Source organism: Micromonospora sp. BQ32 (genome assembly GCF_059358895.1).
In genome coordinates this window covers 53,575-71,218 of record NZ_JCADBI010000017.1, presented here as the reverse complement: position 1 = coordinate 71,218, position 17,644 = coordinate 53,575, and the positions used below count along the sequence as shown (strand labels likewise).

At 71.1% G+C, this 17,644-nt stretch carries 14 protein-coding genes; 5 read left to right on the top strand and 9 right to left on the bottom strand.

Annotated elements, in window-relative coordinates; genetic code table 11:
• Positions 1 to 76 precede the first annotated feature (76 nt).
• The gene (locus AC5L30_RS26810; protein WP_494870447.1) at positions 77 to 2,557 is read left to right on the top strand and encodes a M14 family zinc carboxypeptidase; all 2,481 of its coding nucleotides are present in this window, start codon (positions 77 to 79) and stop codon (positions 2,555 to 2,557) included.
• Positions 2,558 to 2,638: 81 nt separating this feature from the next.
• Here AC5L30_RS26810 and AC5L30_RS26805 read toward each other — a convergent pair whose 3' ends face one another.
• Entirely contained in the window at positions 2,639 to 3,106 is a 468-nt protein-coding gene (locus AC5L30_RS26805; protein WP_494870445.1) for a cupin domain-containing protein, read from the bottom strand.
• A 110-nt stretch (positions 3,107 to 3,216) separates the two neighbouring features.
• Between AC5L30_RS26805 and AC5L30_RS26800 the strand changes: the two genes are divergently transcribed.
• On the top strand, positions 3,217 to 3,693 hold the full coding sequence (locus AC5L30_RS26800) for an RrF2 family transcriptional regulator (protein ID WP_494870444.1): 477 nt from the start codon (positions 3,217 to 3,219) through the stop codon (positions 3,691 to 3,693).
• Positions 3,694 to 3,711: 18 nt separating this feature from the next.
• On the opposite strand, the gene AC5L30_RS26795 is transcribed toward AC5L30_RS26800, so the two are convergent.
• The 5 genes from AC5L30_RS26795 to AC5L30_RS26775 all read right to left on the bottom strand — a co-directional run bounded on the left by AC5L30_RS26795 (position 3,712) and on the right by AC5L30_RS26775 (position 8,942).
• Entirely contained in the window at positions 3,712 to 5,841 is a 2,130-nt protein-coding gene (locus tag AC5L30_RS26795) for a ThuA domain-containing protein (protein ID WP_494870443.1), read from the bottom strand.
• Between the two features lie 94 nt (positions 5,842 to 5,935).
• Entirely contained in the window at positions 5,936 to 6,469 is a 534-nt protein-coding gene (locus AC5L30_RS26790) for a hypothetical protein (protein ID WP_494870442.1), read from the bottom strand.
• A 160-nt stretch (positions 6,470 to 6,629) separates the two neighbouring features.
• Complete coding sequence (locus tag AC5L30_RS26785) at positions 6,630 to 7,844, bottom strand: RNA polymerase sigma factor (RefSeq protein WP_494870441.1); 1,215 nt, start codon at positions 7,842 to 7,844, stop codon at positions 6,630 to 6,632.
• Positions 7,844 to 8,230 carry a YciI family protein gene (locus AC5L30_RS26780; RefSeq protein WP_494870440.1) on the bottom strand — a complete coding sequence of 129 codons (387 nt, stop codon included), beginning with the start codon at positions 8,228 to 8,230 and terminating at the stop codon, positions 7,844 to 7,846. Before AC5L30_RS26780 ends, AC5L30_RS26785 begins: the two co-directional genes overlap by 1 nt.
• A 100-nt stretch (positions 8,231 to 8,330) precedes the next feature.
• On the bottom strand, positions 8,331 to 8,942 hold the full coding sequence (locus AC5L30_RS26775; protein ID WP_494870439.1) for a hypothetical protein: 612 nt from the start codon (positions 8,940 to 8,942) through the stop codon (positions 8,331 to 8,333).
• 415 nt (positions 8,943 to 9,357) lie between these two features.
• Here AC5L30_RS26775 and AC5L30_RS26770 point away from each other — a divergent pair, with 415 nt between their 5' ends.
• From AC5L30_RS26770 to AC5L30_RS26760, 3 genes are all read left to right on the top strand, one after another.
• Positions 9,358 to 10,539 (top strand): cellulose-binding domain-containing protein, encoded by a 1,182-nt coding sequence (locus AC5L30_RS26770; protein WP_494870438.1) that lies wholly within the window; start codon positions 9,358 to 9,360, stop codon positions 10,537 to 10,539.
• A gap of 128 nt (positions 10,540 to 10,667) precedes the next feature.
• Positions 10,668 to 11,309: an N-acetyltransferase gene (locus AC5L30_RS26765; protein WP_494870437.1), complete on the top strand. Its 642-nt coding sequence runs from the start codon at positions 10,668 to 10,670 to the stop codon at positions 11,307 to 11,309.
• A gap of 83 nt (positions 11,310 to 11,392) precedes the next feature.
• On the top strand, positions 11,393 to 11,581 hold the full coding sequence (locus tag AC5L30_RS26760) for a hypothetical protein (protein WP_494870436.1): 189 nt from the start codon (positions 11,393 to 11,395) through the stop codon (positions 11,579 to 11,581).
• A gap of 163 nt (positions 11,582 to 11,744) precedes the next feature.
• Here AC5L30_RS26760 and AC5L30_RS26755 read toward each other — a convergent pair whose 3' ends face one another.
• The 3 genes from AC5L30_RS26755 to AC5L30_RS26745 are packed head-to-tail and all read right to left on the bottom strand — an operon-like array spanning position 11,745 to position 17,416.
• Positions 11,745 to 14,618 (bottom strand): FAD-binding and (Fe-S)-binding domain-containing protein, encoded by a 2,874-nt coding sequence (locus AC5L30_RS26755; protein ID WP_494870434.1) that lies wholly within the window; start codon positions 14,616 to 14,618, stop codon positions 11,745 to 11,747.
• 24 nt (positions 14,619 to 14,642) lie between these two features.
• Entirely contained in the window at positions 14,643 to 15,839 is a 1,197-nt protein-coding gene (locus AC5L30_RS26750; protein WP_494870432.1) for an anhydro-N-acetylmuramic acid kinase, read from the bottom strand.
• A gap of 11 nt (positions 15,840 to 15,850) precedes the next feature.
• Positions 15,851 to 17,416: a sodium:solute symporter gene (locus tag AC5L30_RS26745; protein ID WP_494870431.1), complete on the bottom strand. Its 1,566-nt coding sequence runs from the start codon at positions 17,414 to 17,416 to the stop codon at positions 15,851 to 15,853.
• Positions 17,417 to 17,644: the final 228 nt, after the last annotated feature.

Below are 17,644 nucleotides of genomic sequence, written 5' to 3'. Positions count from 1 at the left end.
GAGCTGCGAACGCACATACGCTCACCGGACTGGACCGGTCCGCCGGCAATCACCCGTCGTAGCAGAAGGAGGGGGAATGCGGCGATCACAACGGCGCATCGCGCTGCTCGCGCTGTCCACCCTGGTGGGCAGCATCCTGGTGACGACCGGCCCTGCGGGCGCGGACCCCACGGGGCCGTCCGCCGCCGCCAGCCGATCCCAACCCGAGGATCGTGAATCGGTACGCCTCGTACACCTCAGGCTGACCGGTGCCGACATGCTGGACAAGGTGGCCGCGGCCGGCTTCGACCTCGAACACGGCCTCCGGCGCGTGCCGAACGGCATCGAGGGCGAGGCGGTGGTGACCGCCGAGCAGGTCACCGAACTCACGGCGATGGGCGTCGAGGTGCTCGGCGACGACGCCGGCTTCGCCTGGAGCGACGAGGCCGACGGCGGCCTTGGCGTCGGTGCGGCCAGCGCGCGGGCGGCCCAGCCGGCGAACCACGACGCGACGGTTCGCGTCGTCCGCGCCGACTGGTTCACCACCAAGGGTCAGGGCTTCCTCTACGTCGAGGCACGGACCACCGAGGGGCAGCAGGCGGACCCGATCGTCGGGATGCAGCTGGAGAACGATTCGGGGAAGGGTACGCCGTTCGGCTTCGCCCGGACGATGAGCCGGTTCGTCGATTCCGGGCAGTACATGTTCCACCGGAACCTGTTCAAGCTCGACGTACGCCCCAACAAGATCAAGCTGACGAGTTCCACCGGTGGCGTCGCGACCGGTGTCGTCTCCAACTGGTTGGAGGACGCCCCGCCGCCGCTGACGGCGAACCCGTCCTACAAGTCGGACTTCGTGGACGGCTACCGGCACCCGCAGCAGCTCTACAGCCGTGCCAAGGAAATCGCCCGTCAGTACCCGGACATCGCCGAGATCGTCTACCTGCCGAACCAGACGAACGGGTACCAGCGCAGGGCGCAGGCACAGATCGGCGGTACGGGGCAGGCGGCGGTCGTCGTCACCTCGGCGGCGTGGGGCCACGAGGGCGGCAACGACATCACGGTGGACTTCGTGGACCGGCCCGACCCGGGTCTCCCGCTCGCGGTGGAGGTCACCGGCAAGGCGGTCCGTGTCCTGCTCGCCACGGACGGCTCCGGTGCGCCGGCGAGCACGGCCGCCGAGGTGGCCGAGGCGCTGCGGACCCGCTCCGCGGGCCTCATCGACCGGGCGCACCCGTACCGCACCAACGAGGGCACCGGAATCGTCGCGCCGACGGCGGGACCGGTCGCGCTGACCGACTTCCTCGACCAGAAGCGGGTCGGCGCGCCGGCGGGGGAGGTGCCGCGCGGCCCGGTGACGATCCCGGTCCTGCGGATCGGCAAGCACCGTGACGGGAAGAAGCCCGGTGTGCTCATTCAGGCGCAGGACCACGCCCGGGAGTGGGTGCCGGCGACGACGAGCCTGGAGTCCGCCGAACGTCTGGTGCACAACTACCGGTCCGATCGGGAGACGAAGAAGATCGTCGAAAACACCGACGTCTTCTTCATCCTGTCGAACAACCCCGACGGGGCGAACTACAGCTTCTACAACTTCGCCTCGCAGCGGAAGAACATGACGAACCACTGCCCGGACGCGAGCGCCGATCCGGCGCAGCGGAACTCCTGGGGGGTCGACCTGAACCGGAACTACCGGGTCGGGTCGGGCCACGACGGTTACGCGGGCGGGTCGACCAACTGCGTCAGCGGCACCTACCAGGGGCCGGAGGAGCTGTCCGAGCCCGAGTCGAAGAACATCATCTGGTTGGTCGAGAAGTACAAGAACATCAAGTTCATGATGTCGGTGCACTCCAACGGCGGACAGCTCTTCTGGCAGCCTGGCGCCTACATCGCGGACGGCCGGATCACCACGCCGCGTCCGCCGCTGGGTGACGAGGCGTTCTACTGGCAGTCCGCCGCCCGGATCCTGTCGCAGGTCAAGGCGCACCGGGAGACCGTCGTCACGCCGGAGAACGTCGGCGGCTCGTCCGACGTCCTCTACTCCTCGGCCGGCAACGTGCGCGAGGACCTGTACCACACCTACGGGATCTACGCGTTCGGCTGGGAGGTCGGCGGGTCCGTCTACAACCCGGCCACCGGCGACTGGCAGGGCGGTTCGTTCCAACCGGAGTGGGACGGGAACCCCGAGCTCGTCAGTGGCCATGCCGAGACGATGGAGTACGCCAACGGGATCATGGAAATGTTCCGGGTCGCGGCCGACTGGGGCAGGGACAGGAAGAACCCGACGTCCCAGCTTGTCCCGGGTGCGGGGCGCTACTCCGGGCCTGTCGATGTGCGCTTCGAGACCAGTGAGCCGGCCACCATCTACTACACGACCGACGGCAGCCGGCCCACGCTCGAGTCGCCCCGCTACGCGGCGACCGAGTTCCGTGAGCCGGGGCAGGTGTTCCACGTGACCGAGACGACGACGTTCAACTGGTTCTCGGTCGACAGCGCTGGCAACATCGAGAAGGACTACGACCCGACGAAGAACGACAGGCGCAACAACTACCGCACCGCGACGATCAGGATCGCCACGAGGTAGCGCCGCTCCGACAATCGTTGCCCCGTCGGTGCGGTCCACCCGCGCCGACGGGGCAACTTCTGCACGAACAGGTCGCGCCGGTCAGCCTCGTCGCCCGGCCCACAGCGGGCTGTCCACGTAGTGGTTGTCGAAACGGTCCTGGGTCTCGCCGACGTCCTGCCAGGTGGCTTCGCCCTGGTGCACCCGGTCGAGCAGCCGGTAGTAGTCGAACCGGGGCTTGCCAGGGGTGATCACGACGAGGAAGTCGGCGTCCTGACCGTCGGCGGGGGCGAAGGCGTGCGGGGTGTTCGGCGGGACGAAGAGCACGTCTCCCTTGTGCAGGATGTGCAACTCGTCGTCGACGAGCATCTCAAGGGCGCCGTCGAGCACGAAGAACAGCTCACCGGAGTGGGTGTGCAGGTGCGGCGGCGCACCGTCGGTGCCGTGCTTGAATAGGGTGCGGTTGCTGGTCAGGGCGCCGCCGGTGTGCTCGGGGTCGAGGAGCAGCGTGATCACGCTGGCCGGGTCGCTGTCGAGAACCTCGGCCTGGGCTGCGCGTACCAAAGTCATTGTCGGCTCCTTCGTCGTCCGTCGATTCCTAGACACTAGGTGTCCAGAATAGGCCGACGCCAGCGATCATGGTCCGTGTCACAGATTCTGGACATGTAGAGTCCAGGATCATGCGGATGAGTCAGGGTGTCGAATGGGCCCTCCACACGTGCCTCAACCTGAGTTGGCTGGACGCCCCGGTGCCGACCAGCACCCTCGCAGCCTTCTACGAGCTGCCGCCGGCGTACCTGAACAAGCAGCTCCAGGCCCTGGCCCGGGCCGGGATCCTGACCTCGACCTCAGGGCCGCGCGGGGGCTTCCGACTGGCCCGAGCCCCGGCGGCGATCTCTCTCCTGGACATCGTGGCCGCGATCGAGGGCCCGGAGGAGTTGTTCCAGTGCGACCAGATCCTCAACAGGGGCCCGGGCGAGCACGCCGGCGTCGACTATCGACAGTCCTGCGCGTTCGCCCAGGCCATGCGGGGCGCCGACCTGGCCTGGCGACGAGAGCTGGCCGGCAAGACCGTGGCTGACGTCCGGGCCGACGTCGAGTGCGGGCACCCCGAAGCCCCAGCCGACACCCGGGCCCGGATCGCGGAACTGCGCTAGGGCGTGTTCGGCTCGGGTTCAGCGGCCGTGCACCTCCAGCTCCCACAGCGAGTAGCCGTACGCGGGCAGGGCCCGCTGGGTGCCCTGGACGCGCAGGTAGCGGCCGGTGGCCGAGATGGCGATGTCGTCCACGCCGCCGTCGCCGGTGGTCGTGGTGTGCACCGGTGACCAGGTGACGTTGTCCGGGGAGACCTGGATCTGGTACGCCCGTGCGTACGCCGCCTCCCAGGTCAGCCGGACCCGGTCGAGGGTGCGGGACGCGCCGAGGTCCAACGAGATCCACTGCGGGTCGGCGTACGCGCTGCCCCAGCGGGTGGCCGGGCTGCCGTCCACGGCGTTGCCCGCCGCGTGCGCGCTACCCGGCTCCACACTGGACGCGGTGACCGGTCGGCCCCGGGAGAGCAGGGTGCCACCGGCGGCGGCGCCGTAGACGTTCAGGTCCCACAGCGAGTAGCCCCACTGGGTGGCCCGCTGGGTGCCGTACACCCGCAGATAACGGCCGGTGCCGGTGACCGTGAGGTCGTCGACCCCGCCGTCTCCGGTGGTGGTGGTGTGCACCGTCGACCAGGCGACGTTGTCCGGCGACACCTGGACCTGGTACGCCCGCGCGTGGGCCGTCTCCCAGGCCAGCCGCACCCGGTTGATCGCATACGTGGCCCCCAGGTCGACGGTGATCCACTGCGGGTCGGCGTAGGCGCTGCCCCAGCGGGTGCCCGTGTTGCCGTCCACGGCGTTGGCCGCCGCGTGCGCGCTGCCCGGCTCGACGCTGGACGCCGTCACCGGCCGGCCCTGAGCCAGGTCGGTGGCGGGCGGCTCACTCGGGCCATCGGTCTTGATCCGCACGTTGCGGTAGTTGATGTCCATCCCGGCGCCGTCGTTCTGCAACCCGATGTAGCCGTTGGCGATGGCCCGGCTGCTGACGTAATCGTTGATCTTGACGCCGTTGAGCCAGATCTCGACCCGCTGGCCGTGCACGCCGATCTCGTAGGTGTTCCAGGAGCCGGGCGGTTTGAGCGCCGCCGCGCGGGCGGCCTGGTTGGGTGCCTGGAAGCTGTAGACGCTGCCGGTGGTGCGCGTCGGGTCGCCGTCGGTGGCGTCGATCTGGATCTCGTGACCGGCGGCGACCGGGCCCCACGGGTCGCCCTGCGGATCGGGGAACCCGATGAAGACCCCGCCGTTGTCGTCGCCCGGCATCATCCAGTCGACCTTCAGCGAGTAGTTGGCGAAGGTGCGCACCGGGTACCAGAGCAACCCCATGCCACCGCTCGACGTGAGGGTGCCGTCGGCCAGCGTGAAGCCGCCCGGCCCCGCCTGCCGCCACTGCCCGAGGCTGGCCTGGGTGCCGTCGAACAGCGGGGTGTAGCCGGCCTCCGGCCGGCAGTCGGCCGCCACCGCCCCGGCCGCCACCTGGATGCCGCCGAGCAGCATCCGGGTGAAGTTCGGGTCGCTGTAGCTCTGCTCGGTGTGGCCCAGGCCGGTGTACCAGGAGCGTCCGCCGCCGTAGCTGTGGCACCAGGTGATCGGGTGGTCACCACCCATCGACCCACCGGTGTACGACGACTCGTCGAGGCTGGCCAGCACCTTGACCGCCGAGCGGGGGTTGGCCCGGTAGTTGTACCACTCGTCGGTGCGGGTCCAGGTCGGCGGCAGGTGCGCGGTCGAGGCGTTGGCCCGGTCCTCGACCCGCACGGTCGCCTGCTGGGTGGCCGGGTGCGAGGCGAAGTACGCGCCGACCAGCCCGCCGTACCACTGCCAGTCGTACTCGGTGTCGGCGGCGGCGTGCACTCCGACGAAGCCGCCGCCGGCGGCCACGTACGCCTCGAACTCGCCCTGCTGGCCGGCGTTGAGCACGTCGCCGGTGGTACTGAGGAAGACCACCGCCTGGTACTGGGCGAGGTTGGCCGTGGTGAAGGTGGCCGCGTCCTCGGTGGCGGTGACGGTGAAGCCGTTCGCCGCGCCGAGTTGCTGGATGGCGGCGATGCCGTTCGGGATGGAGGAGTGCCGGAAGCCGGCGGTCTTGGAGAAGACCAGGACCTTGCCCAGCGGTGCGGCCTCGGCCGGGGTCGAGGCCAGCGTCGTCGCACCGGCGGCGAGGGTGAGTCCGGTGACGACGGCGGCGGCGAGCGTGCGGATCGTGCGTCTGCGCATAAGGAGCTCCTTGTGGGAGGGGTGGACGGACGGGGCACGGCAGGGCCGGCCGGCGGGCCCGCGCGGGCCCGCCGGCTTCGGCGTCAGAGGGCGATCAGGTCGAACTTCTCCCAGGGGCGGTGGTGTAGCCCGTGTCGAGCTGCGGGTTGCTGTACAGGTTGACCAGCCCGGCGGCGTAGGTCGACTGCTGCGCCAGGTCGACACCGAAGACCTGGGCGGTCAGACCGTTGTTGTTCCACAACACGGCGCCGGTGCGGCCGTCGCCGACGGTGAGCCCGTGCAGAGGGTTGGTGTTCGGGCGGTTGTAGACGATGTCGTGCTTCGACAGGTAGGCAGCCCGGTTGACGTTCATTGTGCCGCTGCTTGTCCCGAACGCGGCGTCCGTCGGTGCCGCGGTCGCTGGTCCAGCCGGCCCGACGGCGACGACACCACCGGCTAGCAGGACAGCGAGCGCGAGTCGTAGCGGCGGCGTCATCTTCATCGACACGATCTCCTCTGGATCGTCGCGGATGCAGGTCTCGCACCCCGGGAAGTGCCCCGGTGTGCCCACGTCCGCCGAAACGAGGGCGATGTCGAGACGACGCGGAGCGGTGCCACCGTGCCGGGTTGACGGCAACCGGATGAACATCGATCTACATCGTTGATGTGCAGTTAACATCGGGCGTCGGTGAGGGTCAATCCCTCGGGATCTTCGGCACCGCTTCGAGAGCGGTTCGCCGCCACGATCGACGACCACACCGCCTGTCATCCGCCGGAGTCAGCGGACGCTGCCGGCCGCGCCGGAGCAGTCAGTCCAGCGCGGCCGCCTTGCCGAGCAGCACGTAGCGTTCGCGCTGATTGGCGCAGAGCCGGGCGGCCAGCTCCAGTTCGGCGCGGGCCTCCGGAAGCCGGCCGAGGCGGGTCAGCAGCTCACCGCGTACGGTCGGGACGAGGTGTGAGCCGGGGAGCCGGTTCGAGGCGATCAGCTCGTCCACGATGGCCAGGGCTGGCGTCGGGCCCGAGGCCATGGCGACGGCGACAGCTCGGTTGAGTTCGACCACCGGTGAGGGCGCGACCCGGCCGAGCGCCTCGTAGAGCTGGACGATCCGGGCCCAGTCGGTCTCCTCGACCGAGGGTGCCGACGCGTGCGTTGCCGCGATCGCGGCCTGTAGTCCGTAGGGACCGAGGCCGCGCTGCGATGCCCTGGCCAGCGCGGCCACCCCACGGCGGATCGCCGGGAAGTCCCACAGCCGGCGGTCCTGGTCCGCGAGGAGGATCGGCGTGCCGTCCGGGTCGGTCCGGGCCGGAAAGCGCGCGGCCGTCAGCTCGCACAGGGCGAGCAGGCCGTGCACCTCCGGCTCGTCTGGTTGGAGCGCGGCGAGTGTGCGGGCCAGCCGAATTGCCTCGTACGCGACGTCGGGGCGCAGCAGCCGGTCGCCCGACGTGGCCGTCGACCCCTCCGTGAAGATCACGTAGAGGACGCTGAGCACACCGCCCAACCGCTCCCGGCGCTCGCCGACCGGCGGCAGCTCGAACGGCACTCCGGCCGCCGCGATCGCCTTCTTGCCCCGGGTGATGCGGGCCTGCACGGTCGGCACGGGCACCAGGAACGCGCGGGCGATCTCCTCGCTGGACAGCCCGCCGACCACCCGCAGGGTCAGCGCCACCCGCGCCTCGCGGGGGAGCACCGGGTGGCAGCTGACGAACATCAGCGCCAGCACATCGTCCTCGATTCGGTCCGGGTCGATCTCCTGGTGGAGCGCGGGATCGGCCGCCAACAGGGCGTATCGGTCCTGGAGGGCGGCCCGGCGGCGGATCGCGTCGATCGCCCGCCGCCGGGCCGTGGCCATCAGCCACCCGGCCGGATTGGCCGGTGAGGCACGCGGCCAGGACACCAGCGCCTCGGTCACCGCCTCCTGGGCGGCGTCCTCGGCCAGCCCGAAATCACCGGTGAACCGGGTCAGCGCGGCGACGATCCGCGCCGACTCGACCCGCCAGACGGCCTCGACGTCGGCCGTACCCATCAGATCTGGCCGTTGTTCTCGCCACCCTGCGGGACCTCGTCGGCCTCGGCCACCCGCCGGACCTCGATCTTGGACCCGCGGACCGCCGGGACCCGCTTGGCCCACTCGACCGCCTCCTGTCTGGTGGCGACATCGAGCAGGAAGTAGCCCCCGAACAACTCCCTGGTCTCGCCGTACGGACCGTCGGTGACCACCGGTGTCTCGCCACCGAAGTCGACCACGACGCCCTGGCGCGGATCGTCCAGCCCTTCGGCCGCGACGAGAACGTCGGCCTTCATCATGTCCTCGATGAACCGGCGGGTGGTGGCCATCATCTCGTCGAGGTCGGCCATCATGGCCGCGTTCGTCTCATCGGTGCCCCGCATGATCAGCAGGTACTTCGACATCGCGTTCTCCTCATCCGACGGGGCCGTCTCCCGGCCCTAGCATTCCCACGTCGAACGGGCGGCCCACGGATCGACACGGGCCCGGAACATTCTTTCCCTCTCACGGCGTGGTCAGGGGTCGCTCGTCCTCCGGCGGTGCCGTCAGCTCGGCGTGCCGCACGGTGACGTTGCCGCGAGTCACCGTGGCGAACGCCGCCGGCGCGAGGCACGTACCGATTCGGGCTGGGCCCCATTGGCCTTCCTCGTCCTGATCCATGCTGGCTGACCAGGTGAAGCCGACCCGGTCGCCGCCGCGCCCGCCGTCCTGCACGCTGAATCCGACCCGCTTACCGACGAGATCATCGGCCATCTGGTCGGCGCGGGTGACGATGCCGGTCAGGGTCGCGTGACCCGGGCTGGTGATCATGCAGTCCACCGACGCTTCCCACCGTACGGTGACGTCGGCTGCGGCCAGCCAGTGCGAGACTCGTACCGTCCCCGCCGCGTCCGCCGGGGTGCCGTTCTCCCCTCTCGGAATCGGGAGCGGGCGGCTGTACGGCGCCGACCGGGCGTCGAAGGTGAACGCTTGCACGTCGCCGTCCTGCCCGAACGGTAGGTCGAACTCCGCCGATCCGGTCACCCGCGCCGGTCGGTGGTCCGCCGCCCCGGCCGGCGTCGCCGCCGCGACTGCCATCGCCGCTGCGGCCATGCCCCACCCGAGTGCTCTGCGCATCGTTGTCCTCCCCATCTGGCCGCGGCACCGCGGCCCTGCGATGCCTTTACGGTCGGCCAGCTGGGAGCGGGAGTGATCCCCTCCGCGGGGGGAATTACTCCCTCGCGTCCGGGACACCGGACCTCGCATGCGGGAGAGCACGCAGGCGTAGGGGCGCGCCCGAGCGAAACCCGGAACGCCGACGCTTGATTCAATAGGCGATCGTCAATAGATTGAGGGTGGGCGCCGCCGGGGTCCGGGTGACCGGGCCGTCGGCGACTGACAGGTCCACCCCGAGCCGGGCACGTCGGTCGTACGCACGACCGGTCGCTGTGGCGCACCGCCGCGCCGCATCCAGGGCACGTTGTCGCGCCGCGTCCGTCAAGGACGCGCCGCCGTGTCGCCTCCGCTCAGCTCGATGGCAGAAGGACCCTTCATGACGATTTTCCGTGCCCGTCCCGCCGCGACCCTGGTGGTCGTCGCCGCGCTGGCCGCCGCCGCGACCACCACCGGAGCGGCGCTGCTCACCGGCCCGGCCTCGGCCGCCCAGGGCTGCCGGGTCGACTACACGCCCAACCAGTGGCCCGGCGGATTCACCGCCACGGTCAAGGTCTCCCCGGGGGATGCCGCCGTCTCCAGTTGGACTGTCACCTGGACGTACGCCGGGGACGAGCGGGTCACCAGCGGCTGGAACGCCACGGTCAGCCAGTCCGGATCGACGGTGACCGCCCGCAACGCGTCGTACAACGGCAGCATCCCGGCCGGCGGTTCCACCGAGTTCGGGTTGCAGGGCACCTACGGCTCCAGCGGTGGCGCGCCGGCCGGGTTCAGCCTGAACGGCGTACCGTGCAACGGCGCCACCCCGCCACCGACGACGCCTCCGCCGACCACCCCGCCGACCACCCCGCCGCCCACCACCGAGCCGCCGACCGGGTGTGCCGGCGCGGTGCTCTGCGACGGCTTCGAGAGCCAGACCGGTTCGACGCCGTCCGGCGACTGGGCCGTGGTGAGCCCGGACTGTTCCGGCACTGGTACCGCCACCATCGACACGGCCACCGCGCACAGCGGCAGCCGGTCGGTCCGGATCAACGGCGCCGCCGGCTACTGCAACCACGTCTTCATCAGGTCCACGAAGAACCTCGGCAGCGTCGGCACCGTCCGGTACGGCCGGATCTGGGTCCGGCACACCACCGCCCAGCCCACCGAACACACCACGATGATGGCGATGGCCGACGCCGCCGACGGCAACAAGGACCTGCGGCTGGGTGGCCAGAATGGCGCGTTGCAGTGGAACCGCGCCTCCGACGACGCGACCCTGCCCGAGCAGAGCCCGGCCGGGGTGGCGCAGAGCGTGCCGCTCCCCACCAACCGGTGGACCTGCGTGGAGTTCGCGGTGGACGGCGCGGCCGGTCAGCTGCGTACCTGGGTGGACGGCACCGCCATCCCCGGGCTGACCGCCGACGGCGCACCGACGCACGACATCGACGGCCAGTGGTACAACCGCACCTGGCGGCCGCAGCTCACCGACCTGAAGCTGGGCTGGGAGAGCTACGGTGGCGGAGCCGACACCCTCTGGTACGACGACGTCGCGCTGGGGTCCAGCCGGATCGGCTGCTGACCCGTCGAGGTCGTGTCCTCATCCCACCCGGGAGGATGTGGGGGCACTGTTTGGTCCGCGTGGTGCCAGAAGGGCGGGAAACGCATTGCTCGGCAGCCGCGCGGTCCGGGACCGAGGAGAGGGCGACCATGGACCGCACGTTGGCCGACATCCTGGACGCGGCGGCACACGGGCATTTCCCGCCACCCGACGGCGGGACCACCGTGGTCTCGCAGCCGAGCCCTCGTGACGCCGGAGTCATCGCCTTTACCGGGCACTCGGTGGTGTTCACCGACGAGGAACCGCAGTGGGTGCGTCGTACGCTGGCCACTCTCGACTGTGACTCCCTGGCGGCCACGATGAATCCGCGCTTCCTGGGTGCGCTGCTCGACCGCACCCGGCGGTCCATGGACACGATCGACCTGCTGACCGTCGCGAGCAGCCTTGCCGGGCCGCCGCCACTGCAGCTGACTGAGCTCGCCGACGCCGATCATCCCCGCGAGGTCAGGGCACGCCGACGCCGTAACGACGTCCGCGTCTGGGCCGCCGAGGGTGGGGTGGTCGTTCTCGGCCGAGGGGTGGCCGGCCGTTGGGAGGCGGCGATCGAGGTCGACGACGAGCGTCGCCACCAGGGCCTGGGGCGGGCGCTGGCGACCGCCGCCCGACATCTGGTGCCCGACGGCGAGCCGGTCTGGGCCCAGCAGGCCGCCGGCAACGCCCGCAGCGTGCGCGCCTTCCAGGCGGCGGGGTTTCGACCGGTGGGCGCGGAAGCGCTCCTTCTCGCGACGTAGACACTGCGCCGGACGTACCACTGTGGGCCGAACCGTGATCAGCGGGACGGTTTCCGCGATCACGTCGGAGGGCATCCCGGCGGATGAAGGCAGCCGCCTCCTACCCCCTGATCGAGGAGAGCAACATGTCGGTCCAGGCATTTCTCTATGTTGTCGCCGTCATCCTGATCGTGCTCGCTGCTCTGCCGCTGCCCACGAGGGGTGTCTCGCTCGCGCTTCTGGGTGCCGCCTGCGCCCTGCTCGCCTACGCCTGGCCGGTGATCACCGAGTGACCCTGCCGTGATTTCTCCTCGGCGCGGCCCTGGCCGGTAGCCAGCGGGCGATCAAACGCGGGCGGCCTGCTGCTGCGGCGCCGCCCGCGTTCGGGTGCGTGCGGACGTATCGACGGTTTCTGAGATTCTTTCACATGCGTAGGAAGTGAGCAGGAACCGCCGGCTACGCCGGCGACTCGACCGCCTCGACGAGAACCTCGAGCACATGCCGGTACGGCTGGCCGGTGGCCCGGCTCATGCCCATCTCGCAGGTGCGGTTGCAGGAGGCGTACGCGTCGTGGTCGCGCTGATTGATCTCGGCGGCCTGCGCCGCGGTGGCGCCGGCGGTGACCTCGGGATGCAGCAGACCCCGGTCACCGGCGAAGGCGCAGCACCCCCAGCTGTCCGGCACGGTGACGGTGTCGGCGACCGCCTGGGCCACCGTGCGCAGGTCGTCGATGCCGCCCAGGTGCACGGTGGAGCAGGTCGGGTGCAGGGCCAGCGAGCCCAGTCGCCGGGGCTGCGGCAGCGCCGGCAGGAGGCGCTCGGCGGTGAAGGTCACGCTGTCCACGAAGCGCAGCGCGCCGTACCGTGCCTGGTCCTCGTCGGCCAGCGCGGCGCTCAGCTGCGTCAGCCCGTGCGTGCAGGATGACGCGTCGCACACGATGGGCAGGCGACCCTCGTCGCTGGCCGCCCAGAGCGCGGCCAAGGTTCGTTCGGCCATCTCGCGGTGACCGGCGGGGTAACCCTTGGACTGCCACGGGGTTCCGCAGCACAGACCCGCCGTGCCGGTCGGTACGACGAGCGGCACCCGCGCCAGTTCGCAGAGGCGCAGGAACGCCGCCGCCGAACCGCCGGACGGGCCGCCCTCTGGGGCGAAGAGGCTGCCCATGCAGGCCGCGAAGAACACCGCCTGGGCGTCCGGCGCGCTGCGGGGTGTGGGGCGTGGCGCGCCGGCGCGCGGCATGTCGTCGCTCCACAGCGGCACGAGTTCGGTGGCGCCGAGCCCACGGATCACCCCGGTGGCGGCGCGGGTCACCGGCGTCGGTACGGCGTGCGCGGCGGCCAGTCCCACCCGGACGCCCGTCACGGCGGCCTGCCAGTGCCGGGCGGCGGTGCGGGCGGTTCGCTGGGCGCGAGGGGTGTGGCGCTCGGCGCGCAGCCGCTTCATCGCCGCCCCGGTGTCGATGCCGACCGGGCAGGCGGTGACGCAGAGGCTGTCCGCCGCGCAGCTGTCCACCGCGGCGTACTCGTAGTCGGCGGTCAGCTCCCGGCGGCGCTCCTCGTCGCCGGCGGCGGTGGCGAGGGCGATCTGCCGTTGCAGGACGATGCGCTGCCGGGGGGTGGTGGTGACATCGGCGGTCGGGCAGACCGGCTCGCAGTAGCCACACTCGACGCAGGCGTCCAGCTCGGGGTCGACCGTCGGGACGGCCTTGAGGTGCCGCAGGTGCACGGTCGGGTCGTCGTTGAGCAGCACACCGGGGTTGAGCAGGCCGCTCGGGTCGCACAACCGCTTGAGTTCGCGCATCACGTCGTACAACTCGTCGCCGTACTGCCGGCGAACGAAGGGTGCCATGGCCCGGCCGGTGCCGTGCTCCGCCTTGAGTGTTCCCCCCTCGGCGAGCACGAGGTCGACCATGTCGTCGGTGAACCGGGCGTAGCGGTCGATCTCGGCCGGGGTGTCGAAGGACTGGGTCAGCATGAAGTGCAGGTTGCCGTCGCGGGCGTGCCCGAAGATCACCGCGTCCGGGTAGCCGTGCCGGTCGAACAGGCGAATCAGCCCGTCGCAGGTGCCGGTCAGGCGCGGCATCGGCACCGCGACGTCCTCCAGCAGGGCCGTGGTGCCGGGCGGGCGGGCCCCGGCGACGGCGGTGTAAAGGCCCTTGCGCAGGTGCCAGAGGTTGGCCCGTTCGCGCGGGTCCCGGGTCAGCTCGGTGCCGGTGACGGCCGGCAGCCGGTCGAGCACGGGTCGGGCGTCGGCCAGCGTCGCGGCCAGCCGCTCCGCGCTGTCCTCGGCGAACTCCACCAGCAGCGCGGCGTGGCCGGTGACCGTCAGCCCGCGCAGGGTCGGGCTCGCACCCGGGTCGCGCTGGCTGACCCGCAGCGCGGCCGCGTCGAGCAGTTCGGCGGTACGGGCGCCGGCGGCGAGCAGGGCCGGCAGCGCGTCGGTGGCGTCGGTGAGACCGGGCAGGATCAGCAGGCCGGTGGCGGCGTGGTCGTGGATCTCGACGGTACGGAAGACGGCCTCGGCCACGAAGCCGAGCGTGCCCTCGCTGCCGATCATCAGGTGGGCGAGCATCTCGACCGGGCTGCTGTGGTCGAGCAGCGAGTTCAGCCCGTACCCCATGGTGTTCTTCATCGCGAACAGCCGCTCGATGGTGGCGCGCGACCCCGGCGCGGATCGCACCCGGTCGCGCAGCCGCAGCAGCCCGGCGTGCAGCTCGGGCTCGTCGACCCGCAGCCGGTCGTCGGCGTCGCGGGCGCCGGAGTCGACGACGGTGCCGGACGGGAGCACGAAGCGCAGCGACTCCATGGTGCGGTACGCGCTGTCGGTGGTGCCGCAGGTCATCCCGCTGGAATTGTTGGCCACCATGCCACCGACCGTGCAGGCGGCCTCGCTGGCCGGGTCCGGGCCGAGCCGGCGTCGGTAGCGGGCCAACCGGGCGTTGGCCTGCCGGATGGTCAGGCCCGGCTGGAGCCGGATGCGGCGGCCGTCGTCGAGGACCTCGGCGTGTCGCCAGTCGGTGCGGACGTCGACCAGCACGCCCGCGCCGCCGGCCTGCCCGGCGAGGCTGGTGCCGCCGCCGCGCAGGGTCAGCGGCACGCCGGCCTCCCGGGCGCCGGCCATCAGCGCCCCCACCTCGGCGGCCGAGGTGGCGCGAACCACGGCCTGCGGCTCGAACAGGTACGGCGAGGCGTCGTGTGCCGCCGCCAGCCTCCGGGGCAGCTCGGCGCTGGCCCGGCTCGGATCATCGAGGCGCGAGCGCAGCAGCTCGGCGACCGCGCGGGCGCGAGCGCCGGCCGCGGTCGGCGGCGGCACGGGTACGACGGGTCTCATCGACGGATCCTCCCGGGAACGTGGTCAGCCGGCCACCGGCGGCACGGCGGGACGGCCGACGATCAGCAGTCGGCGGGGTGTGGTGCTGGCCGGTGCCGGCAGCCGCAGCGGCTGCCGGCCGGGGGTGATGCTGCCGAGCACCGAGGCGTGCCGCGCGCCGGTGCCCGAGCGCAGGGTGCCCGGCAGCCCGTGCACGGTCAGGTAGCCCAGCAGCGCGAAGGCCAGGGCCTCCTTGGCGTCCGACGCGATGCCCAGCTCGTCGCTGGACGACAGTTGGACGCCCGGCAACTCGTCGGTGATCATCCGCATCAGCGTCGGATTGCGTGCCCCACCGCCGGAGACGACGAGCCGGGTAACGCCGTGGTCGCGGCAGGCGTCGGCCACCGTGACCGCCGTCAGCCGGGTGAGCGTGGCCAACACGTCCTGCGGGTCCGGCGTGGGCGCGTCGGTGAGGGCGGCGAGCAGGTAGGGCAGGTGGAACAGCTCCTTCCCGGTGCTCTTCGGGCCGGGCAGCCGGTAGTACGGCTCGTCGAGCAGCCGCCGGAGCAGGTCCGGGTTCACCTGCCCGGCGGCCGCCCCGCGCCCGTCCCGGTCGTACTCCTCGGCGCCCCCGCTGAAGTGGCGGACGGCGGCGTCGAGGAGCGCGTTCGCCGGACCGGTGTCGAAGGCGAGCGGGTCCGCGCCCGGCGCGACGACAGTGATGTTGGCGATGCCGCCCAGGTTCAGCGCGGCCGGGACGCCGGGCAGACCGCCCAGCAGCAGTGCGTCGAAGAGGGCGACCAGGGGAGCGCCCTGACCGCCGGCGGCGACGTCGCGGCTGCGCAGGTCGGCCACGACCGGAAGGCCGGTGGCCTCCGCGATCCAGGCCGGCTGACCCAGCTGAAGCGTGCCCCGAACCGTGCCAGCCTCGACCCAGTGGTGCATGGTCTGCCCGTGCGAGACCAGCAGGTCAGCGTGGCCGTCGCACAGCTGGGCGAGGGCCCGCACGCCGGCCTCGGCGAAGGCCTGGCCGATGCCGGTGTCCAGCACGCAGATCGCCTCGGTGGTGGTCGGCGCGGGCGGCAGGGCGGCGGCGATCTGCGCGCGCAACTCCTCGGAGTACGGGTGGCTGAGCCGGCCCAGGGGGCGCATCCGCAGGGTGTCGCCGCTCAGCTCGAACTCGGCCGCGGCGGCTTCGATGCCGTCGTAGGAGGTTCCGGACATCAGGCCGATCACGCGCATCACGTCCTCCTTCACGCCCGGCCGGCGGGCGCCGCCGCTGCGTCGTCGTCGACCTCGTCGCTACGTCCATGGTCGTACGGCGTCTCCGGGGCCGGGTGGAACCGGCTGGACACCGCGCCGACGACCAGTGTGATCAGAACGCCGATCGGGACCAGCCACTGCGCGGCGATGGCGGTGGCGGTGGTGGTGCCGGCCGTCGTCACATCGATCTTGACGTAGCGGACGATGTAGGTCATCACCGCCACGGTGACGAGGAAGGCGATCATCGCGTCGACCTGGTTGGCCCGCTTCACGAGGCGGCCGAGCAGGAAGGCCCCGAGCAGCGCCCCGTAGGTGTAGCCGGCGATGGTCAAACCGGTCAGGTAGACGTTTCCGGTGCTGGAGCTGAACGCGCAGGCGAAGACCGCCATCAGCACCGCCCAGACCAGGGTCATCACCCGGGCGAGCCGGAGCATCGTGTCGTCCGACGGGACCTTGCGGAAGAAGCTGTGGATGAAGTCGGCGACGGTGGAGTTCGACATCGAGTTCAGCGCCGACGACAGTGAACCCATCGCGGCGCCGAGGATGCCGGCCACCAGCAGACCCGAGATGCCCACCGGCAGGGCGTGCAGGATGAAGCTCGGGTAGAGGTTGTCGCTGCTGGCCAGGCCGAGTTCCGTGAAGGTCTGACCCTTGTTGTACGACCACAGCAGCGCGCCGACCAGGGAGAACGCCGCGAACTGGATCACCACGAAGATGCCCGAGGAGATCATCGCCTTCTGCCCCTCGCGCAGCGTGCGGGTGGACAGGATGCGCTGGACGATCAGCTGGTCAGACCCGTGGCTGGCCATCGCGAAGATCGCGCCACCGATGATCGCGGTCGGCAGGGCGAACGGGCTGGTGAGCACGTGCGCGAGGGTGAAGTTGGTGTCGAAGAGCTGGAACTTGCCGGCGTCCAGCGCCTGCGAGTAGCCGTCGAAACCGACGGCGTGGCTGAGCACCGCGATGGCCAGGATCGCCCCGCCCAGGTACAGCCCCATCTGGATGGCGTCGGTCCAGATGACCGCCTTGATGCCACCGAGGTAGGTGTAGACCACCGTGATGAGCGTGAGAACGATGATGATGGCCTGGTAGCCGACATTCAGCCCGAACTCGTCGAGAAGAAGCTTGATGGGGATGGCCGAGGCGAACAGCCGTACGCCCTCGGCGAGCAGTCGGGTGAAGACGAACGTCACCGAGGCAAGGCCCTGGACTTTCAGGCCAAACCGCTCACCGAGGTACTGGTAGGCGCTGACGAACCCACCCCGCTTGTAGAGCGGGATGAGCACCGCGGCCACGACGACCCGACCGATGACGTAACCCAGGGCCAGTTCGACGTTGCCGAAGCCCTGACCGCTGTAGGCGCCGCCGGGAACACTGATCACGGTCAGGACGCTGGTTTCAGTGGCGACCACGGAGAACGAGACGGTCCACCAGGGCAGCCGACCCTCGCCCACGAAGTAGTCCTTGGCGGACTTCTGTTTACCGGACAGGCGTAGTCCGACGTAGGCGATCACCACGAGGTACAGCACGATCACGACGAGGTCGAGTTGACGCACGGCTCGCTCCCAACCAGCAGTTGTCAATAAGTGACGTTCGCCCACCCTAACGCGAAACTTTTTGTCACCGCCCGTCCGGGCTGGTTACGCTGTGGTTTCAGCCTGCTGATACGGGGACTGTTCGCAGCTGCGCCCTCGGCCTGGCCGCGGCTGCGGGTCGCGAGGACGCGCTCGACGGTGAGCCGTCGACGGCCGCCGGGCGACCGGAGACCGCCCTCCCCGCCGGCC